Annotated in this window: 29 protein-coding genes and 1 tRNA gene; 20 read left to right on the top strand and 10 right to left on the bottom strand. The window is 67.0% G+C overall.

Annotated elements, in window-relative coordinates; translation table 11 throughout:
- Window positions 1–14: 14 nt before the first annotated feature.
- Window positions 15–932: a methylenetetrahydrofolate reductase gene (gene metF, locus RZN05_RS20105; protein WP_317228458.1), complete on the bottom strand. Its 918-nt coding sequence runs from the start codon at window positions 930–932 to the stop codon at window positions 15–17.
- Entirely contained in the window at window positions 929–1,882 is a 954-nt protein-coding gene (locus RZN05_RS20100; RefSeq protein WP_317228457.1) for an ArsR/SmtB family transcription factor, read from the bottom strand. Before RZN05_RS20100 ends, metF begins: the two co-directional genes overlap by 4 nt.
- A 98-nt stretch (window positions 1,883–1,980) precedes the next feature.
- On the opposite strand from RZN05_RS20100, the gene RZN05_RS20095 reads away from it, so the two are divergent.
- From RZN05_RS20095 to RZN05_RS20085, 3 genes are read left to right on the top strand one after another with little or no spacing between them, the layout of a single operon-like run.
- A complete protein-coding gene (locus tag RZN05_RS20095) occupies window positions 1,981–2,214 on the top strand; it encodes a hypothetical protein (protein WP_317228456.1) in 234 nt (77 codons plus the stop codon).
- Window positions 2,211–2,372: a hypothetical protein gene (locus tag RZN05_RS20090; RefSeq protein WP_317228455.1), complete on the top strand. Its 162-nt coding sequence runs from the start codon at window positions 2,211–2,213 to the stop codon at window positions 2,370–2,372. The genes RZN05_RS20095 and RZN05_RS20090 overlap by 4 nt, the downstream gene beginning before the upstream one ends.
- Window positions 2,369–3,319, top strand: a complete 951-nt coding sequence (locus RZN05_RS20085; RefSeq protein ID WP_317228454.1) for an aldo/keto reductase — start codon at window positions 2,369–2,371, stop codon at window positions 3,317–3,319. Before RZN05_RS20090 ends, RZN05_RS20085 begins: the two co-directional genes overlap by 4 nt.
- Here RZN05_RS20085 and RZN05_RS20080 read toward each other — a convergent pair.
- On the bottom strand, window positions 3,316–3,618 hold the full coding sequence (locus RZN05_RS20080; protein ID WP_317228453.1) for a putative quinol monooxygenase: 303 nt from the start codon (window positions 3,616–3,618) through the stop codon (window positions 3,316–3,318). The two genes, RZN05_RS20085 and RZN05_RS20080, sit on opposite strands and share 4 nt — an antisense overlap.
- Before the next feature lie 98 nt (window positions 3,619–3,716).
- Here RZN05_RS20080 and RZN05_RS20075 point away from each other — a divergent pair, with 98 nt between their 5' ends.
- Genes RZN05_RS20075 through RZN05_RS20065 form a run of 3 tightly spaced genes read left to right on the top strand, consistent with a single transcriptional unit; the run spans window position 3,717 to window position 5,761 of the window.
- On the top strand, window positions 3,717–4,055 hold the full coding sequence (locus RZN05_RS20075; protein WP_317228452.1) for a winged helix-turn-helix transcriptional regulator: 339 nt from the start codon (window positions 3,717–3,719) through the stop codon (window positions 4,053–4,055).
- A gap of 60 nt (window positions 4,056–4,115) precedes the next feature.
- Window positions 4,116–4,886 carry a histidine phosphatase family protein gene (locus RZN05_RS20070; protein WP_317228451.1) on the top strand — a complete coding sequence of 257 codons (771 nt, stop codon included), beginning with the start codon at window positions 4,116–4,118 and terminating at the stop codon, window positions 4,884–4,886.
- The gene (locus RZN05_RS20065; protein ID WP_317228450.1) at window positions 4,883–5,761 is read left to right on the top strand and encodes an NAD(P)H-hydrate dehydratase; all 879 of its coding nucleotides are present in this window, start codon (window positions 4,883–4,885) and stop codon (window positions 5,759–5,761) included. The genes RZN05_RS20070 and RZN05_RS20065 overlap by 4 nt, the downstream gene beginning before the upstream one ends.
- On the opposite strand, the gene RZN05_RS20060 is transcribed toward RZN05_RS20065, so the two are convergent.
- Window positions 5,758–6,162, bottom strand: coding sequence for a GFA family protein (locus tag RZN05_RS20060; RefSeq protein WP_317228449.1), 405 nt, complete (start codon window positions 6,160–6,162; stop codon window positions 5,758–5,760). The two genes, RZN05_RS20065 and RZN05_RS20060, sit on opposite strands and share 4 nt — an antisense overlap.
- An 85-nt stretch (window positions 6,163–6,247) precedes the next feature.
- Here RZN05_RS20060 and RZN05_RS20055 point away from each other — a divergent pair, with 85 nt between their 5' ends.
- The 5 genes from RZN05_RS20055 (at window position 6,248) to RZN05_RS20035 (ending at window position 14,120) form a co-directional block, all read left to right on the top strand.
- Window positions 6,248–6,958, top strand: a complete 711-nt coding sequence (locus RZN05_RS20055) for a helix-turn-helix transcriptional regulator (protein WP_317228448.1) — start codon at window positions 6,248–6,250, stop codon at window positions 6,956–6,958.
- Window positions 6,959–7,253: 295 nt separating this feature from the next.
- Window positions 7,254–10,724, top strand: a complete 3,471-nt coding sequence (locus RZN05_RS20050; protein WP_317228447.1) for a TonB-dependent receptor — start codon at window positions 7,254–7,256, stop codon at window positions 10,722–10,724.
- A 168-nt stretch (window positions 10,725–10,892) separates the two neighbouring features.
- Window positions 10,893–12,479 carry a family 43 glycosylhydrolase gene (locus RZN05_RS20045; RefSeq protein ID WP_317228446.1) on the top strand — a complete coding sequence of 529 codons (1,587 nt, stop codon included), beginning with the start codon at window positions 10,893–10,895 and terminating at the stop codon, window positions 12,477–12,479.
- Window positions 12,480–12,539: 60 nt separating this feature from the next.
- Window positions 12,540–13,055: a hypothetical protein gene (locus RZN05_RS20040; RefSeq protein ID WP_317228445.1), complete on the top strand. Its 516-nt coding sequence runs from the start codon at window positions 12,540–12,542 to the stop codon at window positions 13,053–13,055.
- Window positions 13,056–13,214: 159 nt separating this feature from the next.
- Window positions 13,215–14,120 carry a DMT family transporter gene (locus tag RZN05_RS20035; protein ID WP_317228444.1) on the top strand — a complete coding sequence of 302 codons (906 nt, stop codon included), beginning with the start codon at window positions 13,215–13,217 and terminating at the stop codon, window positions 14,118–14,120.
- A 55-nt stretch (window positions 14,121–14,175) separates the two neighbouring features.
- Here the strand turns inward: RZN05_RS20035 and RZN05_RS20030 are convergent, their stop codons facing one another.
- Entirely contained in the window at window positions 14,176–15,528 is a 1,353-nt protein-coding gene (locus RZN05_RS20030) for an MFS transporter (protein WP_317228443.1), read from the bottom strand.
- Between the two features lie 131 nt (window positions 15,529–15,659).
- On the opposite strand from RZN05_RS20030, the gene cyoA reads away from it, so the two are divergent.
- Genes cyoA through RZN05_RS19995 form a run of 7 tightly spaced genes read left to right on the top strand, consistent with a single transcriptional unit; the run spans window position 15,660 to window position 22,363 of the window.
- Window positions 15,660–16,802 carry a ubiquinol oxidase subunit II gene (cyoA, locus tag RZN05_RS20025; protein WP_317228442.1) on the top strand — a complete coding sequence of 381 codons (1,143 nt, stop codon included), beginning with the start codon at window positions 15,660–15,662 and terminating at the stop codon, window positions 16,800–16,802.
- Between the two features lie 15 nt (window positions 16,803–16,817).
- Window positions 16,818–18,818 carry a cytochrome o ubiquinol oxidase subunit I gene (cyoB, locus tag RZN05_RS20020; protein ID WP_317228441.1) on the top strand — a complete coding sequence of 667 codons (2,001 nt, stop codon included), beginning with the start codon at window positions 16,818–16,820 and terminating at the stop codon, window positions 18,816–18,818.
- A gap of 3 nt (window positions 18,819–18,821) precedes the next feature.
- Window positions 18,822–19,457, top strand: a complete 636-nt coding sequence (cyoC, locus tag RZN05_RS20015) for a cytochrome o ubiquinol oxidase subunit III (RefSeq protein ID WP_317228440.1) — start codon at window positions 18,822–18,824, stop codon at window positions 19,455–19,457.
- Window positions 19,454–19,831 (top strand): cytochrome o ubiquinol oxidase subunit IV, encoded by a 378-nt coding sequence (gene cyoD, locus RZN05_RS20010; protein WP_317228439.1) that lies wholly within the window; start codon window positions 19,454–19,456, stop codon window positions 19,829–19,831. The genes cyoC and cyoD overlap by 4 nt, the downstream gene beginning before the upstream one ends.
- On the top strand, window positions 19,768–20,526 hold the full coding sequence (locus tag RZN05_RS20005) for an SURF1 family protein (RefSeq protein WP_317228438.1): 759 nt from the start codon (window positions 19,768–19,770) through the stop codon (window positions 20,524–20,526). The genes cyoD and RZN05_RS20005 overlap by 64 nt, the downstream gene beginning before the upstream one ends.
- Window positions 20,526–21,833, top strand: coding sequence for an ATP-binding protein (locus RZN05_RS20000; protein ID WP_317228437.1), 1,308 nt, complete (start codon window positions 20,526–20,528; stop codon window positions 21,831–21,833). Before RZN05_RS20005 ends, RZN05_RS20000 begins: the two co-directional genes overlap by 1 nt.
- Window positions 21,833–22,363, top strand: coding sequence for a response regulator transcription factor (locus RZN05_RS19995; RefSeq protein WP_317228436.1), 531 nt, complete (start codon window positions 21,833–21,835; stop codon window positions 22,361–22,363). Before RZN05_RS20000 ends, RZN05_RS19995 begins: the two co-directional genes overlap by 1 nt.
- Window positions 22,364–22,395: 32 nt before the next feature.
- Here RZN05_RS19995 and RZN05_RS19990 read toward each other — a convergent pair.
- From RZN05_RS19990 to infA, 5 genes are all read right to left on the bottom strand, one after another.
- Window positions 22,396–22,471, bottom strand: a tRNA-Phe gene (locus RZN05_RS19990).
- A 51-nt stretch (window positions 22,472–22,522) separates the two neighbouring features.
- Window positions 22,523–22,708 (bottom strand): DNA gyrase inhibitor YacG, encoded by a 186-nt coding sequence (locus RZN05_RS19985; protein WP_317228435.1) that lies wholly within the window; start codon window positions 22,706–22,708, stop codon window positions 22,523–22,525.
- Between the two features lie 3 nt (window positions 22,709–22,711).
- Window positions 22,712–23,659, bottom strand: coding sequence for a ribonuclease E/G (locus tag RZN05_RS19980; RefSeq protein WP_317228434.1), 948 nt, complete (start codon window positions 23,657–23,659; stop codon window positions 22,712–22,714).
- Window positions 23,652–24,221, bottom strand: coding sequence for a Maf family protein (locus tag RZN05_RS19975; protein ID WP_317228433.1), 570 nt, complete (start codon window positions 24,219–24,221; stop codon window positions 23,652–23,654). The genes RZN05_RS19980 and RZN05_RS19975 overlap by 8 nt, the downstream gene beginning before the upstream one ends.
- A gap of 11 nt (window positions 24,222–24,232) precedes the next feature.
- Window positions 24,233–24,451, bottom strand: a complete 219-nt coding sequence (gene infA, locus RZN05_RS19970; RefSeq protein WP_003049127.1) for a translation initiation factor IF-1 — start codon at window positions 24,449–24,451, stop codon at window positions 24,233–24,235.
- A 234-nt stretch (window positions 24,452–24,685) separates the two neighbouring features.
- Here infA and RZN05_RS19965 point away from each other — a divergent pair, with 234 nt between their 5' ends.
- The gene (locus RZN05_RS19965; RefSeq protein WP_317228432.1) at window positions 24,686–26,152 is read left to right on the top strand and encodes a sensor histidine kinase; all 1,467 of its coding nucleotides are present in this window, start codon (window positions 24,686–24,688) and stop codon (window positions 26,150–26,152) included.
- Entirely contained in the window at window positions 26,149–26,499 is a 351-nt protein-coding gene (locus tag RZN05_RS19960) for a response regulator (protein WP_317228431.1), read from the top strand. Before RZN05_RS19965 ends, RZN05_RS19960 begins: the two co-directional genes overlap by 4 nt.
- The last annotated feature ends 6 nt before the right edge of the window (window positions 26,500–26,505 follow it).

Below are 26,505 nucleotides of genomic sequence, written 5' to 3'. Positions count from 1 at the left end.
GGGGCTAGTTTTCATTACGCCGCCGCCAGCGCCGCACCGACCTTCGGCCGCAGCCCGAGCAAGTGGCAGATCGCGTAGCTCAGCTCGGCGCGATTGAGCGTGTAGAAGTGGAACTGCCGCACGTCGCCGGCGTACAATTTCCGACACAATTCGGCCGCCAGCGTCGCCGCGACCAGCTGCCGCGCCGCGGGGTGCTCGTCCAATCCCTCGAACAATTTGCCCATCCACACCGGCACGTCGGTCCCGCACATCGCCGACATGCGCTGGACGCTGGCGAAGTTCATCACCGGCATGATCCCCGGCACGATCTCGGCGCTGATCCCGGCCTTGGCGCAGTCGTCGCGGAAGCGGAAAAAGGTGTCGGGCTCGAAGAAGAACTGGGTAATCGCGCGCGTGGCGCCGGCATCGATCTTGCGCTTGAGATTGTCGATGTCCGCGCCCGGATTGGGCGAATCCGGATGGCACTCGGGATAGGCCGCGACCGAGATCTCGAACGGGTGCAGCTTGCGCAGCCCCGTCACCAGGTCGGCGGCATTCTCATAGCCGCCCGGATGCGTCGCATATTTCTCGCCAGCGCGTGGCGGATCGCCGCGCAGCGCGACGATATGCCGCACGCCCGCCGCCCAATATTCCTCGGCGACCTGATCGATCTCGGCCTTGGTCGCCTCGACGCAGGTCAGGTGCGCCGCCGCCGGGATCGCGGTCTCGCGCGCGATCCGAGCCACCGTGTTGTGCGTCCGCTCGCGCGTCGTCCCGCCCGCGCCATAGGTCACGCTGACGAAGCGCGGCCCGAGCGGCGACAGCGTCTGGATCGACTCCCACAAGGTCTCCTCCATCTTCTCGCTCTTGGGCGGGAAGAATTCGAAGCTCACTTCGATGTCGCCGGCCACGTCCGCGAACAGCGGTGCTGCCAGCGGGTCCACGATGCTCATGCCGCCTTCACTTCCTTCGATTCACTGCCGGTCTTGCGACCCAGCCACAATTTGACGGTCAGTTCGCCGCCCTCGAGCGTCTCGACCTGCACCGGCGCCAATCCGGCACCCGCGAACCAGCCGAGGATCTGCTCGTCCGAGAAGCCGAGCCGGGTATGCGCGTCGCGCGAGCGCAGTTCCTCGCGGTCGTGCGGCGCGAAGTCGACGATGAGCAGCCGCCCCCCGTCGCTCAGCACGCGCGCCGCCTCGCCGATCGCCGCGCCTGGCTGCTGCGCGAAATGGAGCACATGATGCAATATAGCCGCGTCCGCGCCGCCATCCGGCAGCGGCAGCGCATAAAGGTCGGCCTGGCGCAGCTCGGCATTGGCGAGCCCGCGCTCCGAAAGCTTGGCGCGCGCCAGCCGCAGCATCTCGGACGAGCGATCGATCCCCAGCGCGTTGCGCGCGAGCGGGGCGAATAGTTCGAGCATCCGCCCGGTGCCGGTGCCGATATCGACCAGCGACCCCAACGGCGCATCGCCCAGCGCCTTGGCCATTGCCGCCTCGACTTCGCTTTCTGCGACGTGGAGCGATCGGATCGCGTCCCATTCGCCCGCATTGCTTTCGAACCAGTCCGCCGCCGCGCTGGCGCGATCGGCGCGCACCGCCGCCAGCCGCGCCTCGTCGGCGATCGTCCAGTGATCGCCCTCGCTCCAGCTATCGAGCGCGGCGAGGATCGGCTGAACCTTGGCTTGCACGCCCAGCGCGACGAACACCCAGCTCCCCTCCTTGCGCCGCTCGGCAAGCCCGGCGTCGCACAGGATCTTCACATGCCGGCTGACCCGCGGCTGGCTCTGCCCGAGCACCTGCGCGAGCTCACCGACCGACAATTCCATCGAGCGCAGCAGCGCAACGATGCGCAGCCGGGTGGAGTCCGCGAGCGCGCGGAAGATGGCAAGGGCCTGGACCATGGGATATAGATATAAAGATATCTTTATATCAGGTCAACGCAGTTGCGCCTTCCCCTCCCGCGCTTTAGCCCTCCACCTACCGAACCATAAGGTGAATCATGCGCAAGTCCTTCCTGCTCCCCATTGCCCTGCTCGCCCTTTCCGCCTGCGGCGGCGCAAAGAACGAAGCCACCGAAGCCAATGAGACGATCACCGGTGACAGCAACACGATGGGCGAAGCGGTCAGCGACGTGAACGCCGCCAATGCCGCCACCGACGCCGCCTTCACCGAGGCCGAGAACGCCTACGCCGTGAGCAACGTCGCCGAGACCGGCAACGAGATCGAAGAGTGATCAAGGGCCTGCCGCTGCTGGCGATCGCGCTGGCGCTCGCCGGCTGCGGCGGGTCCGACGATAGCAGCGCGTCGCGCGACGAGGCCCGCCAGCTCGACGAAGCCGCGGCCGCAACCGATATCAATGCCAGCCTGGCCGACAACGGAACCCAACCATGACCACGCTCCGCGACCTCGGCGCCTCGGGCCTGTCGATCACGCCGCTGGTGCTCGGCGGCAACGTCTTCGGCTGGACCGCCGACAAGGCGACCAGCTTCCGCCTGCTCGATCGCTTCGCCGAGCGCGGCGGCGTGATGATCGACACCGCCGACGTCTATTCGTCCTGGGTGCCCGGCCATACGGGCGGCGAATCCGAAAGCGTCATCGGCGAATGGCTGCGCACCTCGGGCAAGCGCGACAAGGTGTTGATCGCCACCAAGGTCGGCATGCTCGACGGCGAAGGCGGATCGAAGCTCGCCCCCGCGCGCATCGCAGCCGCGGCCGAAGCGTCGCTCGCGCGGCTCGGCGTGGACACGATCGACCTCTATTTCGCGCACCAGGACGATGAGGACGTGCCCCAGGCCGACGCCCTTACCGCGTTCGACACGCTTATAAAGGCGGGCAAGGTCCGCGCGCTCGGCGCGTCCAACTTCCACGCCGTGCGGCTCAAATCGGCGCTCGACGTCGCGACCCGCGAGGGCCTGCCGCACTACCGTGTGCTCCAGCCCGAATATAATCTCGTCAGCCGTCACAAGTTCGAGGGCGAACTCGAGGATCTGTGCATCACCCACAATATCGGCGTGGTTCCCTATTACGGCCTCGCCTCAGGCTTCCTTACCGGCAAGTATCGCAGCGAAGCCGATCTCGGGAAGAGCGTCCGCGGCGGCCGGATGGGCGAATTGCTCCAGGGCAAGGGCAAGGCCGTACTCGAAGCGATGGACCAGGTCGCCGCCGAGACCGGCGCCAGCCTCGCCCAGATCGCGCTTGCCTGGCTCGCCGCGCAGGACGGCGTCACGGCCCCGATCGCCAGCGCCACCAGCCTCGAGCAGCTCGACGAACTGCTCGCCGCCTGGGATTTGGAACTCACCAAGGACCAGCTCGACCGGCTGACCGCCGCAGGCGCCTAGCCGCCCGAAATCATCCGGGGGGTATAGTGCCGCATCTCGGCGATCTCGGGGATGAAATCGCGGATCGCCGCGAGGAAAGGCGGGAAGTGCGGTCCTCGGCGAAAGCCGTGCATGTGCGCCGCAGCGCTGGTCCATTCGATGCGCAGAACGAGGCTGTTCGGCTCGTCATCGCATTGGGCAAGGTCGTAGGCGAGGCATTCAGGCGCGGCGTCCAGATGCACGCGCGCCGTCTCATAGGCAGCGATCAGCGCTGCCGGCACATGCGTGACCAGCAGATAGCGGATATACTCGACCGTCATTGGCGTTCCCCCGGGCGGCTGGATCGATGCCGCGCGACCGCTGGTTGCGGGCTGCGCGCTTCACAATCAACGCACCAGATGGTGCGTGCGGAGGCAGGATGAAGCGTTTGAAGGCGAGCTATGGCTGTCCGGTCGAGCTCGCGCTCGATTTCGTCGGCGGCAAGTGGAAGACGGTGATCCTCGCCCGGCTCAAGGAAGAGCCCCACCGCTATGCCGAGCTGCGCGCGCGGATCGGCGGGATCTCCGACAAGGTACTGACGGAGCGCCTCAAGGATCTCGAACGGCTCGAGCTCGTCGAGAAGCGCAGCGCCGCCGATGCATCGATCGTCTATCACCTGACCGATCGCGGCGAGAGCCTGCGCCCCGTGCTCGAGGCACTCTATCGATGGGGCGATCACGCTGCCGGCGCACTCCCCGTCACGGTCCGGCGGGGCTGACCGAGGAACACCCCGCGCGCTGCCGCATTCTCCCCTCATGCCTCACGCGACGCACGCTGCATGACCACCAATCGCTGGCCCAGCCGCCTCTGGCTCGTCCGGCATGGCCAGAGCGCGGGGAATGTCGCGCGCGACCTGGCGCATGCCTCGGGCGAGCATCGCATCGCGATCGACATCCGCGACGTCGACGTTCCCCTCTCCGAGCTCGGCTACGCCCAGGCCGAGGCGCTCGGCCGCTGGTTCGCCGAGGGCAAGGGCAATGGCCGCCCCGAAGTGATCCTCACCTCGCCCTATGTCCGGGCCCGCGAGACCGCGCGGCGTTTCCGCGATGCCGGCGGCGCCGATCCGGACGAGAGCATCTGCGCCGACGAGCGGCTTCGCGAAAAGGAGTTCGGCGTGCTCGACGGACTTACCACCGCGGGCATCCAGGCAGTCATGCCCGAACAAGCCGAATTCCGTCGCCTGCTCGGCAAATTCTATCATCGCCCGCCCGGCGGCGAGAGCTGGTGCGACGTGATCTTCCGCCTGCGCTCGCTGATGGACACGGTATCGCTTCATTATGCCGGGCGCGACGTGATGATCGTCGCACACCAGGTCGTCGTGCTGTGCCTGCGCTACGTCATCGAGAATCTGTCCGAGGCCGAGATCCTCGCGATCGACAGGCAAGGCGACGTCGCCAATTGCTCGATCACCGAATATGTGCACGACCCTGCGGCTGGAAAGGACGGCGGCCTTGTCCTCGTCCGCTACAATGTCACCGCCCCGGTCGACGAGGATCCCGAGGCCAAATCCACTTCGGCACCCGACGCGATGGTCGCCGCGCGCGGATGACGCCACTCGACGCCTCCTGGCTCGCCGAGCATCCGCTCCCCCCGCCCGGCACCGATCTCGACAAGAACAGCCGCGGCCATGTCGTCGTCGCCGGCGGCTCGGAGGCCGTCCCCGGCGCGCTCCGCCTCACCGGCGAGGCGGCGCTGCGCGCCGGTGCCGGCAAGCTCCAGTTCGCCACGGCCGAACGGCTCGCGCTGCCGCTTGGGATGCTCGTGCCCGAAGCGGCAGTCTTCGCACTCCCCGCCAACCCCGCGGGCGAACTCGACGCAGCCGCGGGCGACGCGCTGTGCGGCTATCTCATGCGCTGCGACACGCTGGTGCTCGGGCCCGGCATGGGGCCCGACGCCGCTGCCGAGGCGATCCTCGAGGCCGTCCTCGCCCGGCCCCGTGCGACGCTGTCGCTGGTGCTCGACGCCGCGATGATCGGCGCCGCCACCGATCTCGCAGCGCAGATCCACGCGCATGAAGGCCGCATCGTCCTCACCCCGCATCCCGGCGAGATGATGCGGCTGATGGGGTGCGACGAAACCCGCATCGCCGACGACCCCGCCGGGCTTGCGCAGGAGGCGGCGCGCCGCTTCAACGCGACCGTGCTGTTCAAGGGCACCGAGACGTGGATCGCCTGCCCGCGCGAGGGGCTGCTCCGCTATCCCGGTGGCGGTCCGGGGCTGGCGACCAGCGGCTCGGGCGACGTGCTCGCCGGCGTGATCGGCGGGCTGATGGCGCGCGGCGCCGTCCCCCGCCTCGCCGCCGCCTGGGGCGTCTGGCTCCATGGCGAGGCGGGCCGAAGGCTCGCCGAGCGCATCGGGCCGCTCGGCTTCCTGGCGCGCGAGCTGCCGGCGGAGATTCCCCGGCTGCTCGCGACGATCCGCTAGAGATAGCTCGTCACCGCGGGCGGCTGCCACCAGGCGTCGTTGCGCCCGTCGCCATAGTTGATCGGCGCCGCTGCCAGCTCATCGTCGGTGGCGTCGTCGAGCGAGCCGAGCTGCACCGATACGAACGCCCCGCCGATCTCGGGCACGTTGCCCTCGCCGAACGGCGCGCAGCCGCAGGTGCCGCAGAAGCGATGACTGCCCTGCATCGTGCCGAAGCGATAGTCGCGCAGCACTTCCTCGCCGCTGAGCAGGCGGAACGCGTCGGGCTTGAGCAATGCGGCCCAGCTGCGGCGCTTGGTGCAGATCGAGCAGTTGCACCGCCCGGTGCCGGCGGCGAGATCGATCTCAGCCTCGAAACGGACCGCGCCGCAATGACAGCTGCCGTGATAGGTCTTCAGCATTGATTCCTCCTTTGAATGCAGGAATCGACTTACTGCCATGCTGCTGCCAGCATGGTGTCAGCAGCATGGCAGTAGGAGTTGCGGCATGCGAAAGGCCGACCGACTTTTCCAGATCGTCCAGATCCTCCGCCGGACCACCAAACCGGTGACTGCGGAGGCGATCGCAAGCGAATTGGAGACGTCGAAGCGCTCGGTATATCGCGATATCGGCGCGCTGATGGCGCAACGCGTGCCGATCCGGGGCGAAGCGGGCATGGGATATGTCCTCGAAGGCGGGTTCGACCTACCGCCGCTGATGCTCACCGCCGACGAAATCGACGCGGTCGCGCTCGGCGCGCAATGGGTTGCCGGACATGCCGACCCCGCGCTCGCCCGCGCCGCGCGCGACGTGCTCGCTAAGGTCGCCGCAGTGCTGCCCGAGGAGATGCGCGGCATCCTCGACGATCCCTCGGCGCGCACCCCGCCGGCCTGGGACACCCCCGTGGACAAGGTCGACGCCGCCGAACTGCGCGGCGCGATCCGCGGCGCCCGGAAGATCGCGCTGCGCTACACCGACCCCGGCGGCGCCGCGACCGAGCGCACCGTCTGGCCGCTGGTGATCGGCTATCTCGACTCGACCCGCGCGCTCATCGCCTGGTGCGAGCTGCGCGAGGATTTCCGCACCTTCCGGCTCGATCGCATCGATCGGGCAGATATCCTCGACGCGCGCATTCCGCAGGATCCGGGAGCATTGCGCCGCAAGTGGCGCGCCTCGCTCAGCGATGATTCGGGGCGACGACCTGCGGGAGTGTCTTAATTTATGATACCGGTATCAATTTTACCATCCTACTGATTTTTATACGTTTTAAACATGCTCCTCCCGGTTGCCCCCGGCGAGTGTTGGCGTTACCATCATGCTACCGGTGTCTATGGGCCATCGGGAGAGACGGCCACAAGGCCGCGAACTGAGGAGAGGTGCATGCCTCGGGCCGCGCAGCGACGTGCATGCGCCCCGTCACGGCATCGCGGCCATGCCGCCCCCTCCTCGCTGGGAGACACACGCTGACGGGACGACCGCGGGGAAAGCGGCGCCCGACCAACGGGAGGGGACTATGATCAAGAAATATGCCACCACCGCAGCCCTGCGCACCGGCGCGTCCTGCGCAGCGCTGATGCTTGCCGCAAGCTGGAGTGGCGCCGCATTGGCGCAAGGGGCCGGCGCGACCCCGGAGGCACCCGCGACGGTCGGCCAGGAGGACGCCGCGCTCGATTCCGAAAGCGAGATCCTCGTCACCGGCTATCGCGCGTCGCTACGCAGTTCGATCCGCGAAAAGCGCGACGCCACCGTCCAGATCGATGCGATCAACGCCGAGGACATCGCCGACTTCCCCGACACCAACCTCGCCGAATCGCTCCAGCGCCTGCCCGGCGTGTCGATCGACCGCGACAATGGCGAGGGCCGCACGATCACCGTCCGCGGCCTGGGCGGCGACTTCAACCGCACCCGCCTCAACGGGCTCGAGGCGCTGTCGACCGCAGGCGCCAACGACGCGGGCACCAGCCCCAATCGCAGCCGCGCGTTCGACTACAACACCTTCGCGTCGGAGCTGTTCAGTTCGCTGAAGGTCCAGAAGACGCCCTCGGCGGAAACCGACGAAGGCTCGCTCGGCGCGACGATCGACCTGCAGACCGGGCGACCGTTCGATTACGCCAAGTCCGCCTTCGCGCTCTCGGGCGAGGGCAGCTACCAGCAGAACAGCAAGAAGTGGAACCCGCGCTTCGCCGGGCTCGCCTCGACGCGAATCTTCGACGGATCGATGGGCTTCCTGGTCTCGGGCGCGTACAGCAAGAACAAGAACGAGCTCGACCAGTATCGCCGCGCCGCGGGCCAGGCCGATTACCTTTACCGCAATTCGGACTTCCTCGGGAACGAGAACCCCCAGCGCGCCGGCTTCGCCGCGCCGACGGGGACCAGCTTCGGCACCGTGGTGACCAATCCGGAGGCGCTCGCCGCGCTCACCGGATCGGACCCCGCCGCTTACGCCAAGCTCTATCCCGGCGGCGCCTTCAACACTGCGGGTCGCTTCGACGATTCGCTGGTCCGCATCCCAGCGCTCGCCTCGATCGAGCAGCAGGACGTCCAGAACGAGCGCATCGGCGTCACCGCCGCCTATCAGTGGCAGATCAGCGACCGTACCTTGCTCAGCCTAGACGGGGCCTATTCGCGCTTCTGGAACCAAAGCACCTACAATCAGGTCTCGTCGGTCGGCCTCAACCGCAACAATACCAACGCGACCTACAACACCGCGAGCAACACGCTGACTCCCTCGGCGGCGCGCGCGCTCTATCCGGGCCTGTGCGTGCCAAATGCCGGCAGCGACCTCGTCCCCGCCCAGGATTGCGGACAGCAACTCTACGGCACCACCCCGGCCTTCGCGACCGCGCGCAATTCGGCCAACGCCACGGTCGCCTCGGTGCTCGCGCCCTCGGCGGTCGTGCCCGGCACGGTGGCAGCGAACGATCCGGCGAACGCCAACATCTTCAGCGTCAACCCGTTCAACCTCGACCCGTACGACTATTACAACAATCCGAACTCGGTCGGGTACATCCCGAGCACCAACCGGCTCGCCTTCCGCGGCGCGCTGATCGGGCGCCCGGCAGTGGAAGTGCTCGACGCCAACGTCACCAACGGGCTCGCCGACTATCTGGTGATGCGCAACGTCGACTTCCGCTCGGCGGCGGACCAATCGACCTACACCACCAAGTTCAAGCAGGGCTCGATCGACCTGCAGCACCAGTTCTCCGACGTGTTCAAGACCCAGATCATCGCGGGTGCTTCGGAATCGACCAACTACACTCAAGGGCTGCTGGTCGAGTTCAACCGCATGGATTCGCAGGGGCTGTTCACCTATGACGAGCGCGGCGGCGGATCGATGCCCAAGATCGATTTCGGCTTCGACGCAGCCAATCCGGCGAACTGGGAGACCGTGAAGGGCTTCTCCGGCATTCGCCACTATCAGCGCTTCGTCAAGAACACCTACAAGCAGGCCAAGATCGATTTCGACTGGCAGGCCAACGAGGAATTCAACCTCGGCTTTGGCGCCAACATCCGCAAATATACCTTCGAGACCAGCTTCTTCGAGCGCAACAACGACCTGCTCAACCCGACGCTGCGCGAGGCTGGGGTCACCACTGCCAGCGTCAGCAAGGTCATCAATTTCGGCCAGGGGCTGAACGTCCCCGACGGCACGCTGACCAGCTTCCTCGCGCCGAGCATCCAGGGCTTCGACAACGTCTTCGACTTCACCTGCAACTGCGTCAACAAATGGGGCGACTGGCGCCTGACCAACAAGCGCAACGGCGGGCGCGAGAATTTCAGCGTCGAGGAAGTCGATACCGGCTTCTATTTCCAGGCCGACTGGAATTCGGAGCTGTTCGGCCGCCCGTTCCGCGGCAATGCCGGCACGCGCATCGCGATCACCGACGTGACGTCGACCGGCGCGACCACCGCGGGCCGGCCGATCGTCGGCACCAACAAATACACCGATTATCTGCCGTCGCTGAACGTGGTGTACGAGCCCGTCAACGACCTGCTCGTCCGCATCTCGGCATCCAAGGTGATGGCGCGCCCGCTGCTCGGCAACCTTGCGCCGACGCTTACGGCTATCTCGGTGCCGACGACTGCCGGGGCGCAGTCAGGCGCGACGCTGACCGTCGGCAACCCCAAGCTCCAGCCGTTCCGCTCGACCAATTTCGACGCCAGCGTCGAATGGTATTTCGCGCCGGGCGGGCTGCTGTCGCTAGCGGCGTTCCGCAAGGATATCGACAGCTTCCCGCAGACGATCTTCTTCACCGCGCCGCTCAGCCGCTTCGCCGACCAGGCGACGATCGCCGCGATCCTCGCCCAGTTCACGCCGGGTTCGCCCCAGGCAAACTACATCACCGGCGGCTTCGACTTCCAGGCCCGCCAGTTCGCCGACGCGCCGGGCGGCTGGCTGAAGGGCATCGAAGCCAGCTTCCAGATGGACTTCACCTTCCTGCCGGGATTCCTCAAGAACTTCGGCGCGCAGGTGAACTACACGCATATCGATTCGGAGCTGAACTACATCCTCGATCCCGGAACGGCGACGGTGCCGCGCACCACCGGCAAGGGGCCATTCCTCGGCGTCTCGCCCGATGCGGTCAACGCGACGCTCTATTACGACAGCAAGCCGTTCCGCGCGCGCGTGTCGATGGCGCACCGCAAGGGCTACAGCACCAACTATCCGATCGCCGCGGGATCGTGCAGCCCGGGGATCATCCCCAACCCCACGCCGCTTACGCCCGGCCAGGTCAACGCCAACAACGCGCCGGGCGGCTATTGCACCGGCCCGCTGATCAACGACTTCATCTACAGCCGCTCGACCACCAATATCGACGCGTCGATGAGCTTCAACTTCACCGATTGGGTATCGCTGACCCTGGAGGGCCTGAACCTCACCAACCAGACCAGCGACCGCTATGCCTATGAGGGGCAGAATGCGGTGACTCAATATGCGAGTTCGGGCCGCATCTTCCGCGCCGGTGTGCGCGTCCGCTTCTAGGCGAGACGCACCGTTCGACCTTTCCTCCCTTTCACCGGCCTGGACGACCCCCGAGTTGATCGGCGGTCGCTCCTCGCCGGGGGCCTTTTGCTCGGGGGACTGGCGCTGGGCGGCGCGGCGCAGCAACAGGATCCGACCAGACCTTCGCTCGAACCTGAAAGAGACGACATGGACATCAGCAGGCGGGAAGCGTTCGCGGCCGCGCTGGCAGGGAGCGCGGCGGCAGTGACTGGTCCGGCGACCGCGGCGCCGCGCAACGCGCCCGATTGGAAGCGCGGGTTCGACAACCAGCGCATCGCTGATCTGGGCGACGGGCGTTTCCTCAACCCGCTGATCTCGGGCGATCGCGCCGATCCCGCGATCCTAAAGGACGGCGCCGATTACTACATGACCTTTTCGAGCTTCGATTCGTATCCGGGGCTGACGATCTGGCACTCGCGCGACCTGGCGAACTGGCAGCCGCGCAAGGCGGCGCTTTCGAAAAATATCGGCTCGGTGTGGGCGGTGAGCCTCGAGAAGCACGATGGGCGCTATTTCCTCTACATCCCGGTCAAGGCGAAGCCCAATTCGATCTTCGTGATCTGGGCCGATCATATCGATGGACCGTGGAGCGATCCGATCGATCTCGGGCTGCACGGCCATATCGATCCGTGCCATGCGGCAGGCGAGGACGGATCTCGCTGGTTGTTCCTCTCGGGCGGCGACCGCATCCGGCTCTCGGCCGACGGGCTTTCGACGGTGGGAGCGGTAGAGCACGTTTATGATCCGTGGCGCTATCCCGACGAATGGGAGGTCGAGGGGTTCTCGCCCGAAGGCCCCAAGATCCACCGGCATGGGAACTGGTTCTACATGATCACCGCGGTGGGTGGCACGGCGGGGCCGCCTACCGGGCACATGGTGATCGCCGCGCGCGCGACGTCGATCCACGGACCGTGGGAGAATTGCCCCGCCAATCCGCTGGTCCGCACGGTGAGCGCGTCCGAGAAATGGTGGTCGCGCGGTCATGCCTCGCTGGTCGAGGCGCCCGACGGGAGCTGGTGGTCGGTCTATCACGGCTTCGAGAACGGATACTGGACGCTCGGGCGGCAGACGCTGCTCGATCCGGTCGAATGGACCAAGGACGGCTGGTTCAAGATGAAGGGCGGCGACCTGTCGCAGCCGATGCGGAAGCCCAAGCGCGGTACCGCGCTGCCGCACGGGCAGGCGCTGTCCGACGATTTCAGCAAGCCGCTGGCGCTCGGCAGCAAGTGGAATTTCTTCAAGCCTGCCCCCGACGAGGCCGCGCGCGCACGAGTGGAGGACGGCGCCCTGGTGTTGAAGGCGTCAGGCACCGCGCCGAGCGGTTCGTCGCCGCTGCTGCTGATCGCCGGCGACCCGGCCTACCAGTTCGAATGCGATATCGAGATCGCGCCGGGCGGCATCGCCGGGCTGCTGCTCTTCTATGACGAGAAGCTCTATTGCGGGCTGGGGTTCGACTCGAAGCGCTTCGTCACCCACCAATATGGCATCGAGCGTGGCCGCCCCGCGAACCCACATGGCACAAGGATGCGGATGCGGGTGACCAACAACCGCCACATCGTCTCCTTCCACACCAGCGCCGACAATGGCCGGACGTGGCAGCGCTTCGATCGCGGCATGGAAGTCTCGGGCTACCACCACAATGTCCGCGGCGGCTTCCTGATGCTGCGCCCGGGCCTTTATTCGGCGGGCGAAGGCGAAGCGCGGTTCCGCGACTTCCGCTTCCGCGCGCTGTAATCGGCGCGCTGTGGGACCGGCACCCGTTGACAGCCGAGGCGACGGCCGCGACCACGGAGCATGGTAATCGCACTGCTTGGCGCCACCCGCTTGTTCTTCGCATTGGGAATCGGCGCGATGCTGCTTCCCGCAATCCAGGCAGAGTCCGGATCGCCCGGCGTCTATACACCCTCGCCCGGCAGCGCCGAGCGCACCGCGATCGTCAAGACGCTGCACGCGGGCGACGACAGTCCGCAGTCGCGCTTCACCTTCAGGAAGTTCCACGTGCTGCGCACAGGCCCGCGGTCGATCGCCTATGTTCAAGGTGAAGGCCCGGTCGGCGCCTTCCAGGCGATTCTCGAACGCGACGGCAAGACGCCGTGGCGCAAGGTCTGGGGCGAAAGCGACGGCGGCAGCAACAGCTGCGAAACGGGCGCACAGCATTATGTCTGGGCGCTGAGACGAATACGCGCCTACACCCCCGCCCCCGACGCGGTGTTCCCGGGGATCGTGGCAAGGACCAGGGAATTGCAGCGCATGGCCAAGGCCGATCCCGAGCTGCAATGCGTCGGCGATCTGGAGCGCAGCCCGGAATGAGATGCCGCCAGCCTTGATCGCAAGCGATCAGGCGGCCAACGGTGCCGTTTCGAGCAGGAACGGCGTCACCGCCGCGAGCGCCTGCGCGACATAGGTCCTTCCAGCCGACCGGCGAAGCGCGGTCTCGCCATGCGCGTGCCACGGCCCTAGAGGGCGGCGATGATCCGCCTGCGCCCCCAGACCGCCGCCTATGCCATGCTCGCTCTGGTGATGTTGCTGTGGGCGGGCAATTCGATCGTCGGGCGCGCGGTACGCGACGATATTCCGCCGCTGTTCCTCGCGCTGCTGCGGTGGACCGGGGCGCTGCTGGTGATCGCACCGTTCGCAGCGCGCCACGTCGCCGCCGACCGGGCGATCATCGTGCGGCACTGGCCGGCGATCCTGCTGCTCGGGCTGCTCGGAGTCGCCGCGTTCAACGCCTTCCTCTATTCGGGGCTGCGCTACACCACCGCGAGCAACGGCATGCTGCTCCAGGCGGCGATCCCGGCGCTCGTGCTGCTCGTCGACTTCCTGATCTTCCGCGCCCGCGCCGGGATCGGCGCGATCGCCGGCGTCGCGCTGTCGACGCTCGGCGTGGTCGTCATCGTTCTCCAGGGCCATCTGACCGCCCTCTCGCAGGTCGCATTCAACCATGGCGACGCGCTGATCCTGTGCGGGGTCGTCGCCTGGGCGCTCTACACCTCTCTGCTCCGCCTCCGCCCGCAACTGCACGCGCTGAGTTTCCTCGGCCTCACCTTCGCGATCGGCGTCGTGACGATGGCCCCGCTCGCCGCAGCGGAGTGGCGTGAGATCGCCGCGATGGCGTGGACGCCCGGGGTGATCGCAGCGATCCTGTATGTCGCGCTGCTGCCCTCGGTGGTGGCCTATGCGCTGTTCAATGCGGCGGTCGCGACGCTCGGCCCGGCAAGTGCCGGCCAGGCGATCACGCTGATGCCGCTGTTCGGCGCGCTGCTCGCCGCGCTGACCCTGGGCGAACAGCTCCACGGCCACCATTTCGCCGGCATGGCGCTGATCCTCGGCGGGATCGTGGTCAGCGCGATCGTCCGCGCGCGCAGTGCCCAATAAAAAGGGACCGCACCCCTGCGGGCACGGTCCCTTTCAAGCTACGAGGTTCAGCGGGTCAGGCGAGCGCAGGCTCGCCCTTCTCGTTGCGCTGCGCCCACTCCTTGTTGATGCCGAGCGCCGCGAGCGTGCAGATCGCGCCGGAGAGCAGATAGGCACCCACCGACCACAGCCCGAAATGGCTCGCCAGCGCGAGCGCGACCAGCGGCGCGAAGCCCGCGCCGATCAGCCAGGACAGGTTGGCGGTGGTCGCGGCACCGGTATAGCGGCGCTGGCTCGAGAAGCTGCTGTTGACCGCGCCCGAGGACTGGCCGAACGCGAGGCCGAGCAGGACGAAGCCGGCGATCATGTACACCGTCTCGCCAAAGCCGCCCGCGCCGAGCAACTGCGGCGCGAAGCCGCTATAGGCGCCGATCAGCACCGCCGAGACGCCGAGCACCGCGCGGCGGCCAACGCGATCGGCAATGAGCCCGGAAGCGATCATCGACAGCACGCAAATCACCGCGCCGATGATCTCAATCACCAGGAAGCGCTCCGCCGCCTCGCCGGTGTTGAGGATGACCCAGGACAGCGGGAACACCGTCACCAGGTGGAACAGCGCGAAGCTGGCCAGCGGCGCGAACGCGCCGAGCACAATCGTGCGGCCTTCCTCGCGCACCGTTTCGAAGAACGGCGCGGGCTGGAGCTCGCGGCTTTCGAACAGCTCCTGGAACTCCGGCGTCGCGACGAGGCGAAGCCGCGCGAACAGCGCCACCACATTGATCGCGAAGGCGACGAAGAACGGATAGCGCCAGCCCCAGGACAGGAAGTCCTGCGTCGACAGCGTCGAGAGGAAGAAGGCGAAGAGGCCCGCCGCGACGATCAGCCCGAGCGGCGCGCCGAGCTGGGGGATCATCGCATACCAGCCGCGCTGATTCTGCGGCGCATTGAGCGAGAGCAGCGACGGCAGCCCGTCCCACGCGCCGCCCAGCGCCACGCCCTGGCCGACGCGAAGCAAGGCGAGAAGCCACACCGCGAACATGCCGACCTGCTCGTAGCTGGGGATGAACGCCATCGACATGGTCGATCCGCCCAGAAGGAACAGCGCGATGGTGAGCTTGACGCCCTTGCCGTAGTTGCGGTCGACCCACATGAACAGCGCCGAGCCGAGCGGCCGCGCGAGGAACGCCAGCGAGAACAGCCCGAAAGAATAAAGCGTGCCGGTCAGCGGATCGACGAAGGGGAAGACCAGCGACGGGAACACCAGCACCGAGGCGATGGCATAGACGAAGAAGTCGAAGAACTCGCTGGTCCGTCCGACGATCACGCCGATGGCGATCTCGCCGGGCGCGATTCGACGATCGTGCGCGTGTAGGTTCTGTGCGTCGCGTTCGAGCGGAGTCGAACTGGACGCGGCGATCGGTGCACTCATTCGTTATCGCTCCGGCGGCCTGCTTGGATGTTATTGCGTTTGAACGCGCGTTGCACCAGAAAAGCGCACGGCGGGGATAGGACAAAATGTCCAATGTCGGCGTGGACACGCGCCGGGATAGGCGGAGGTCCATGCGCGAAGACAAACTTGTGCCCAACGGTCGCCGATTCCTGACCCTGTTGCCGCTAGCCGCGATGCTTTCGGCATGTAGCGGCGCCGTGCTCGATCCGGCGGGCGACATCGCGCTCCAGCAGCGCGACATCATCTACATCTCGACGGCGCTGATGCTGCTGATCATCGTGCCGGTGATGGCGCTGATCGTCGTGTTCGCGTGGCGCTATCGCGAGAGCAACAAGGACGCGACCTACGACCCCCATTTCGATCACTCGACGGGGCTCGAGCTGGTGATCTGGTCGGCGCCGCTGCTGATCATCATCTGCCTGGGCGCGCTCACCTGGTGGAGCACCCACCTGCTCGATCCGTTCCGCTCGCTCAATCGCGTCTCGGCGGAAAAAGCGATCGATCCCAACGTCCAGCCACTCGTCGTCCAGGTCGTCTCGCTCGACTGGAAATGGATGTTCATCTATCCCGAGCAAGGCGTCGCGACGGTCAACGAGCTGGTGATGCCGGTCGATCGCCCGGTGCGTTTCGAGCTCACCTCGACCAACATGATGAACACCTTCTACGCGCCGACGCTTGCCGGAATGATCTATACGATGCCCGGCATGCGCAGCACGCTCCACGCCGTGCTCAACCGTCCCGGCACGTTCGAGGGCATGTCGGCCAATTACAGCGGCGCGGGCTTCGCCAACATGCGCTTCAAGCTCTATGGCGTCGACCAGGGCGGGTTCGACGGCTGGGTCGCCCGCGTCAAGGCCAGCGGCACCGCCCTCGACACCGCGCGCTTCCTCGAGCTCGAGAAGCCGAGCGAGAAGGTCAAGCCGATGTACTTCTCGCGCATCGAGGCCGATCTGTTCGATCGCGCATTCAATCGCTGCGTCCGCCCCGGCACCAAGTGCATGAAGGACGTGATGCGCCACGACATGGAGTCGGGGATGGGCATGCCCGCGGGCCGCAACAATTCGACGCCGGGCGACAAGCCCGAAGGCGCGATCTTCAAGGAGGGCGAGGAAAAGGGCACTGGCCCGAACGTCACCAAGCCGCGCGCCACCGGCGCGCCGGGCAGCACCCAGCCCGCTTCGCAGAAGAACCGCGACATGTCGCTGAATCTCGTCCCCACCGCGCCGGGCTCGTCCCGCGCCGCCGCAGCGTAAGCGGCCGGAGCCATCATGTTCGACGAACCCATCCTCAAGGCGATCTTCGGCCGCCTCACCTTCGAATCGTTCCCGATCCACGAGCCGATCCTGCTTGTGACCTTCGCTGCCGTCGTCCTGGGCGGCATGGGCGTGGTCGCGGCGATCACCAAGTTCAAGCTTTGGGGCTGGCTGTGGCGCGAGTGGTTCACCTCGATCGACCACAAGAAGATCGGGATCATGTACATCATCCTAGGCATCGTCATGCTGCTGCGCGGCTTTGCCGACGCAGTGATGATGCGGCTCCAGCAGGCGATCGCGTTCGGCGGCAGCGAAGGGTATCTCCCGCCCCACCATTATGATCAGGTCTTCACCGCGCACGGGACGATCATGATCTTCTTCGTCGCGATCCCGCTTGTCGTCGGGCTGGTCAACTTCGTCATGCCGCTCCAGATCGGCGCGCGCGACGTCGCTTTCCCCTTCCTCAACAATCTCAGCTTCTGGCTCACCGCGGCAGGCGCAGCGCTGGTGATGGTCTCGCTGTTCGTCGGCGAATTCTCGACCGCGGGCTGGCTCAACTACGTGCCGGTCGCCAACCTCCAGAACAGTCCCGGCGTCGGCCCGGATTATTATCTATGGGCGCTGCAGATAGCCGGCATCGGCACGACCCTTTCGGGCATCAACATGGTCGCCACGGTGATCAAGATGCGCGCGCCCGGCATGACGATGATGCAGATGCCGATCTTCGTGTGGACCGCCTTCTGCTCGAACATCCTCGTCGTCGCGATCTTCCCGGTGCTCACCGCGGCCCTCGGCATGCTGATGCTCGATCGCTATCTCGGCTTCAATTTCTTCACCAATGATCTCGGCGGCAACCCGATGATGTATTGGAACCTGGTGTGGATCTGGGGTCACCCGGAGGTGTACGTCCTCGTCCTCCCTGCGTTCGGCATCTATTCCGAGATCACCTCGACCTTCACCGGCAAGCGCCTGTTCGGCTACTCGTCGATGGTCTACGCGACGGTGGTCATCACGATCCTGTCGTGGCTGGTGTGGCTCCACCACTTCTTCACCATGGGCTCGGGCGCATCGGTGAACAGCTTCTTCGGCATCGCCACGATGGTCATCTCGATCCCGACCGGCGCGAAGATCTTCAACTGGCTGTTCACGATGTATCGCGGCCGCATCCGCTTCGAGCTGCCGATGCAGTGGGTCATCGCGTTCATGCTGACCTTCACCGTCGGCGGCATGACCGGCGTGCTGCTCGCGGTTCCCCCGGCCGACTTCGTGCTGCACAACTCGCTGTTCCTCGTAGCGCACTTCCACAACGTCATCATCGGCGGCGTGGTGTTCGGGCTGTTCGCGGGCATCGAATATTGGTGGCCCAAGGCCTTCGGCTTCAAGCTCGATCCGTTCTGGGGCCGGATCCACTTCTGGGGCTGGGTGATCGGCTATTGGGTCGCCTGGACGCCGATGTACGTCGCCGGGCTGATGGGCGTCACGCGCCGCCTCCAGCATATCGAGGATCCGACGACCCAGCCGCTGTTCATCATCGCGGCGATCGGCGTGGCGATCATCGCGGTCGGCATCCTGGCCTTCATCATCCAGATCGCGGTCAGCATCATCAAGCGCGACCAGCTGCGCGACACGACCGGCGACCCCTGGAACGGCCGCACGCTCGAATGGGCGACCTCGTCGCCGCCGCCGCAGTACAATTTCGCGTTCAGCCCGCAAGTCCACGACCTCGATGCGTGGTACGACATGAAGTCGCGCAACGCGCAGCGTCCGACCAGCGGCTTCCGCGCGATCCACATGCCGCGCAACACCGGCGCGGGCGTGATCCTCTCCGGCCTGGCGCTGGTGCTCGGCTTCGCGATGATCTGGTACATGTGGTGGCTGGCGGCGCTCTCGGCCGTGGGCCTGCTGGTCTACGCCATCTTCCATACCTTCAACTATGATCGCGATTACTTCATCCCCGCGGAGGAAGTGACGCAGACCGAAGACGCGCGCACCAAGCTGCTCGCGGCAGGAGCCTGAACCATGGCCGCGGACGCACTGACCGACGCGCACCCGACCGAGCTGTCGTTCTACGACATCGAGGATGCGCACCACCACGAGGCCGGCGGCAGCACGCTGATCGGCTTCTGGATCTACCTGATGAGCGACGCGCTCATCTTCGCCACGCTGTTCGCCACCTATGGCGTGCTCGGCACCGCTTATGCCGGGGGGCCCTCGCCCAGCGAGATCTTCCAGCTCCCGCTGGTCGCGCTCAACACCGCGCTGCTGCTGATCTCGTCAATCACCTATGGCTTCGCGGTCATCGCGATGCAGGAAGACAAGCTCGGCGCCACCAAGCTGTGGCTGGCGATCACCGGGCTGCTCGGCGCCGGCTTCGTCGGGATCGAGCTCTACGAGTTCAATCACCTGATCCATGAAGGCGCGACGCCGCAGACCAGCGCATTCCTGTCGGCCTTCTTCACGCTGGTCGCGACCCACGGGCTGCACGTCACCTTCGGGATCATCTGGCTGGTCGTGCTGCTTGTCCAGCTCACCCAGCGCGGGCTGATCCCGGAAAACAAGCGCCGGCTGATGTGCCTCAGCATGTTCTGGCACTTCCTCGACGTCGTCTGGATCGGCGTCTTCACCTTCGTCTATCTGCTCGGGGCCCTGCAATGAACGACGCCACGCACGCACATGCCGAACCTGGCCACGGCCATGACGAGGCGCCCCACTTCACGCGACGCGGCTATGTGATCGGCTTCCTCCTGTCGGTCGTCCTCACCGCCGTTCCGTTCTGGCTGGTGATGACCGGCGCGCTGCAGAACCCGCAGGCGACCGCGATCGTCATCGTCGCGTTCGCGGCGGTGCAGATCGTCGTCCACACGATCTTCTTCCTCCACGTCAACACGCGGGCGGAGGGCGGCTGGACGCTGATGGCCTACGTCTTCACGGCCGTCATCGTGCTGATCGTGCTCGCGGGCTCGCTATGGATCATGTACCACCTCAACACCAACATGATGCCGGTGGCAGAGATGGGCGCACAGCCCTGAACCGCCGCGCCGCGCGCTGGATCTTCGCCGCGCTGGCACTGGCGGCCGCGGCGGGGTTCCTGGCGCTCGGCATCTGGCAGGTCGAGCGCCGCGCCTGGAAGCTCGACCTGATCGACCGGGTGGCGGCGCGCATCCACGCCGCCCCGTCTCCCCTCCCCGCCTTCACGCGCGATCCGCGCGACGACGAATATCGCCGCGTCCGTGCCACCGGCCGCTTCGACCACGCCCGCGAGACGCTGACCCAGGCGGTCACCGAACGCGGCCCCGGCTTCTGGGTGCTGACCCCGCTGCGCACCACCGAGGGCACCGTGCTGGTCAATCGCGGCTTCGTCCCCTCCGATCGCCGCACGCCCGCCAGCCGCGCCGCTGGCCAGGTCGCGGGTGTGGTGCGCGTCACCGGGCTGCTCCGCCGCAGCGAGCCCGGCGGGGGTTTCCTGCGCGCCAACGATCCCGCTGCCGACCGCTGGCACTCGCGCGATGTCGCCGAGATCGCACGGGCAAAGGGCCTGGGCGCCACCGCCCCCTATTTCGTCGATGCCGATGCCACTCCCAATCCGGGCGGCTATCCGATAGGCGGGCTTACCGTGGTCCGCTTCGCCAACAGCCATCTCGTCTATGCGCTCACCTGGTTCGGGCTCGCCGCGCTGAGCCTGGGCGGCGCGGCGCTCCTGCTTCGCCGACCTTCGCGCGCCTGATGGACGCCCCGCTCCTCGCGCTCACGCGGCGGCGCACTCCGGGGGGGCCGCCGCCCGAGAATGCCGCAGCGGAGAATATGCGCCAGCTCACCCAGCTGCGCTGGATGGCGGTCGCCGGGCAAACGCTCACGATCCTGCTCGTCCACTTCGCGCTGGGCGTGAAGCTGCCGCTGTTCCAGATGCTCAGCGTGGCGCTGGTGCTGGGCGCCGCCAACTTCGCCGCGCGCATCACGCTGCCGCATCACCGCGTGCGTAGCAGCGAAGTGATGGCGGCGCTGCTGCTCGACATGGGGGCGCTCACGCTCCAGCTCTATTTCAGCGGCGGCGCGACCAACCCGTTCACTTCGCTCTATCTGCTCCAGGTCGCGCTCGGCGCGATCCTCCTGCCCTCTGCCGGGATCGCGGTGCTCGTCGCCGCGACCGGGCTAAGCTATGCGCTACTCACGGTGAGCTATGTGCCGCTGGCGCTGCCCCAGGGACTGATCGCCGACGCTGCCGACCTGTTCGCGATCGGCCGCTGGATCGGCTTCGTCCTGGTCGCGGTGCTGCTCGTGCTCTTCGTCACGCGGATCAGCCGCAACCTCCACGCGCACGATGTCCGCGTTGCCGACCTGCGCCAGCACGCCGCCGAGGAAGACGGCATCGTCCGCATGGGGCTGTTCGCCTCGGGCGCGGCGCACGAGCTGGGCACCCCGCTCGGCACGCTGTCGGTGATCCTCGCCGACTGGCGGCGCATGCCGGTGATCGCCGCCGATGCCGAGCTGCTCGCCGATGTCGAGGCGATGCAGAACGAGGTCCAGCGCTGCAAGGCGATCGTCTCCGACATCCTCCACTCCGCCGGCCAGCCGCGCGGCGAGGCGATGCAGAGCCAGGCCGCCGGCCCGTTCCTCGATGCGGTCGCCGAGGCCTGGCAGGCGAGCTATGCGCAAGTACCGCTCGATTACACCCCAGGAGCGGCCGGGGACGCAGTGATCGCCGCCGACGACGCGCTGCGCCAGGCGGTGTGGAACCTGCTGGACAATGCCGCGGAGGCGTCGCCCGTCGGCATCCGGCTCCGTGCGAACATCGAGGACAAGATGTTCCGCATTGCGGTGAGCGACTGGGGAGAGGGCTTCTCCCCGGATGCCCTCGCCAAGGTCGGCAAGCTGTACCAGTCGACCAAGGGGGCCGGCCACGGCGTCGGCCTGTTCCTCGCGACCAACGTCGCCAGGCGGCTGGGCGGCCGGCTCGAAGCCCGAAACCGCGCAATGGCAGGCGCCGAAGTGCGAATCCTGCTACCCCTCGCGCAGTCCGAGGAGAAAGCCTGATGGACAGCCCCAGCCTGATCTTGGTCGAGGACGACGAGACCTTCGCCCGCACGCTCCAGCGCTCGTTCGAGCGCCGCGGCTATCGCGTCCGCACCGCCGCCTCTCCCGCCGAGCTCGACGCGCTTCTGGAGGCCGAGACGCCCGATCGCGCCGTGGTCGACCTCAAGCTCGGCACCGCCTCTGGCTTGCCCTGCGTCGCGCGCATCCACGCGCATGATCCGAGCACGCTGATCGTCGTCCTCACCGGCTATGCCAGCATCGGCACCGCAGTCGAAGCGATCAAGCTCGGCGCGAGCCATTATCTGGTCAAGCCATCGAACACCGACGACATCGAAGCTGCGTTCGGCAAGAGCGAAGGCGACCCCGACGCCCCCCTCACCGCACGCGCGACCTCGATCAAGACCCACGAATGGGAAATGATCAACGAGACGCTGGCGGCGACGGGATTCAACATTTCGGAAACCGCGAGGCGGCTGGGGATGCACCGACGCACGCTGGCGCGGAAGCTCGACAAGCCACCGGTGAAGTAACGCCCCGAGTGGAAATCAACGCTGGGGAGGGGTGGTGCCCGGGGACGGAGTCGAACCGCCGACACTGCGATTTTCAGTCGCATGCTCTACCAACTGAGCTACCCGGGCCCGTCCGGCATCGGCCGGCGGCTATGACCGGCGAACGCCGGAAGCGGGCTCTTAGTCGGGGTCCCGGCCCGTGTCCAGCCCGGTTTGTGCATTTGGATCGACAGCCTCGCCGGGAACGCGATAGCCCTCGCCCAGCCATTGCAGCAGGTCGCGGTCCTTGCAGCCGCGGCTGCAAAAGGGCTTGAATTCGCTTTGGGTCGGTTCGCCGCAGATCGGGCAGCCATCACGCTTGGGCACACTTCACTCCTTGGGGGCGACGAAGGCCGTCGCGCCGCCGATTCGCTGCGCAAGCTCAACGGTCCATTCAGGCCGCTGCGCCAGCCGGTTGGCGATTCGCCTGTGGACCATATGGGTAGTGGGCGGCGGCGGGGGAAGCCGCTCGATCCGGCGCAGTTCGGCGCGCGCCCCTGCCCCCACCGGATCGGCGCGCAGCAATTCGGGCAGCGAGGGCCGCACCCGCCGCCGCACGATCTGGAGAAAGCCGAAGCCGTTGACCGTAGTCCGCTCGAACGGCTGTGGCAGCGCCGCGTCGATCGCCTCGGCAACGGCCTGCCGCGCCGCCTTGCCCGGCAGCGTCGGAAAATCGATCCCGATCGATCCGGCGATCCCGTGCCGCTCGATCGCGCGCGCCACGGCATGCGCCGCAGCGACCGCCAGCGGCTGGAGCGGGCCGCCGCCATCGACATCGAACAAGGTCATCGCCGGAGTCGGCGACAGCCGCAGCATCCCGCCCGGAAAGGCGATGTCGCCCTGAACCGCTTCTTCGAGCACCTCGGACCAGCCCGCCTCTTCGAACGCGTCGCCCTCATGCGCACGAAGCCGACGCACCGGGACACCGCTCGCGATGATCCGCGCGAGCAGGTCGGGTCCGTCGCCCGGCACTGCATCGGCACCGGCAGGCACCGCCTTGGGAAGCTTAAAGCGGCCTTGCTCCGGAATCGCCTCGCGCACGATGCGCACGCGCAGCATGGCGCCCTGGGTGATCCCCTGCGGCAGCGGATCGCACAGCGCCTCGCCGCCTGCGAACGCGACCTTGCCGGTGCTCTTGTCGATCAGCCGCGCGTCGAGCACTGCGCCGTGGCGCGGCGCGCTGCCCTCCAACTCGATCCGCGCCTTCCAGATCGTGCCGCGCGAAACCAAGGCGGCGCGGTTCTCGCCGATCCCGGCCTCGTACAGCCACTCAGCCAAGGGCGTAGCCTGCGCCTTCGAGCAGCGCACGCGCATCGAATACCGGCAGCCCGACCACGCCCGAATGGCTGCCCGAGAGGAAGCGCACGAATGCCTCCGCCCGCCCCTGGATCGCGTAGCCGCCGGCCTTGCCGCGGCCCTCGCCGCTGGCGATGTACCAGTCGATCTCGGCGTCGCTCAGCCGCTTGAAGGTGACGATCGTGTCGGTGACTCGCGTGCGCGCCTTGCCGTCGAGCCCGATCACGCAGACCGCCGACAGGCAATGGTGGCGCCGCCCGGAGAGCAGCGCGAGCATCCGGCGATGATCGGCATCGTCCTCGGGCTTGTTGAGGATGCGGCGGCCAACGCCGATCGTGGTATCGCCCGCCAGGACGATCTCGTCCTCGGCACGGTGCACCGCACGCGCCTTTTCCTCGGCGAGGCGCAGCGCGTAGGGACGCGGTGGCTCGCCGGGGCGAGGGTCCTCGTCGATATCGGGACCGACGATCCGGTCGGGCACGACGCCGATCCGCGCGAGCAGGTCGCGACGGCGCGGCGAAGTCGAAGCGAGGACGAGCCGCACAGGCCCGCCGCTCACTTGAAGCGGTAGGTGATACGGCCCTTGGTCAGGTCGTAGGGCGTGAGCTCGACGAGCACTTCGTCGCCAACCAGCACGCGGATGCGGTTCTTCCGCATCTTGCCGGCGGTGTGGCCGAGGATCTCGTGATCGTTCTCGAGCCGGACGCGGAACATGGCGTTGGGCAGAAGCTCAACGACCTGGCCGCGCATTTCCAGAAGTTCTTCTTTGGCCAAAAATATGCCTCTCAGGTGAACGCCAGCAAAAGTGGCGGTGCCTTTACTCTGCTGCGCGCGAAAAGGGAAGGCGGACGGCAGACCGCCGACGCCTTGTCCCCAGATGGGAATTGCGCGCGGCAAAGTCCAGCGCGGAACAACAGCACGATTGAGGAGCTTGTCCCGCACGCATATGGAGGTCCGGCCCGCCTGTAGCCGCAAGCTGCCGGATGGAAACTGCTTAGGGAGCAAGCTTTGGCCGACGGCGCCGATATCGCCAATTTTCCGGTCGGCGGTGGTGAGATGGGGGGGCTGATCCGCGAGTTCGACTGGTCGAGGACCAGCATCGGGGCCCTCGTGCGCTGGCCGCAGAGCCTCAAGTCGGTCACGGCGTTCCTGCTCCACTCGCCCGTCCCGATCGTCCTGCTCTGGGGCGAGGACGGCATCATGATCTATAACGATGCCTATTCGGTGTTCGCCGGCGACCGGCATCCGCAATTGCTGGGCTCCAAGGTGCGCGAGGGCTGGCCCGAGGTCGCCGACTTCAACGACAACGTGATGAAGGTGGGACTCGCCGGCGGGACGCTCGCCTATCGCAACCAAGAACTGACCCTCGATCGACGCGGCAAGCCCGAGCCGGCCTGGATGAACCTCGATTATTCGCCGGTCCCCGACGAGAGCGGCAAGCCCGGCGGCGTGATCGCGATCGTGGTCGAGACCACCGAGGCGGTGCTCGCCGAGCGCGCGCTGGTCGAAAGCGAACGCAAGTTGCGCGCGCTCGCCAACGCCACCTCGGACGTGATCTATCGGATGTCGCCCGACTGGAGCGTGATGCAGCCGATCGAGGGACGTGGGCTGATTCCCGACAATAGCGCCGCCAATCCGAACTGGATGGAAGAGAACCTCGTCGCCGAAGACCACGCGATCGTGCGCCTGGGGATCGACGAGGCGATCCGCGGCCGCCAGGCCTTCCAGATGGAGCATCGCGTGCGCCGCCCCGACGGGACGATCGGCTGGACCTTCTCGCGCGCGGTGCCGGTGGAGGGTCCCGACGGCGAGATCGTCGAATGGTTCGGCGCGGCAAGCGACGTCACCGCGCGCCGCCGCGGCGAGGAGCATCTGCGGCTGGTGATCAACGAGCTCAACCACCGCGTGAAGAACAACCTGGCGATGACCCAGGCGATCGCCGCGCAGACCTTCCGCAATGCGGGCGACCTCAAAGATGCGCAGGAACGCTTCACCGCGCGCATCGTCGCGCTTGCCCAGGCCAACGACCTGCTCACCGGCGAGCGCTGGGCCAGCGCATCGCTGCGCGGCGTGCTCGAACAGGCGATGCGCACGCATTGCGGCGAGGAGGGACGCTGCACGATCGAGGGCCCCGATGTCGAGCTTTCGCCCAAGACCGCACTGGCGCTCACGCTGGCGATGCACGAACTCGCCACCAACGCCGTCAAATACGGCGCCTGGTCGGTGCCCGAGGGCGAGGTATCGATCCGCTGGTCGCTTTACATGCCCGAGGCCTGGGGCGAGCGTATCCGGCTCGAATGGCGCGAGCGCGGCGGGCCGCCGGTGTCGCCGCCCGAGCGCCGCGGGTTCGGCTCGAAGCTGATCGAACGCGGCCTTGCCGCCGAGATGGGCGGGACGGTCACGATGCAGTTCGCTCCCGAGGGACTGGCGTGCGTCGTCGATGCGCCGCGCAACCTCTACGGCAAGGGAGAATGACGATGCCGCTGCGCGTGCTGATCGTCGAGGACGAGATGACCATTGCCCTGCTGATCGAGGACATGGTCACCGACATGGGCCATGAGGTCGCCGGCATGGCGATGCGGCTGCCCCAGGCGGTCGAGCTAGCCGAGACCGGCGAGTTCGATTTCGCGATCCTCGACGTCAATCTCGACGGCCGCCGCTCCTTCCCCGTCGCCGACGTGCTCAGCGCACGCGGCGTGCCGTTCATTTTCGCAACCGGCTATGGCTCGGCGGGCATGGAAGGCGCCTATGTCGGCCAGCGCGTGATCAAGAAGCCCTTCCTGGCGAGCGACCTCGAGAATGTGATCCGCAGCGTCGCATGATCTTTT

Source organism: Sphingomonas sp. HF-S4 (assembly GCF_032911445.1).
GTDB classification, from domain to species: domain Bacteria; phylum Pseudomonadota; class Alphaproteobacteria; order Sphingomonadales; family Sphingomonadaceae; genus Sphingomonas; species Sphingomonas agrestis.
Note: the sequence above shows the minus strand (reverse complement) of the source record. Positions and strands in the feature narration are given on the sequence as shown.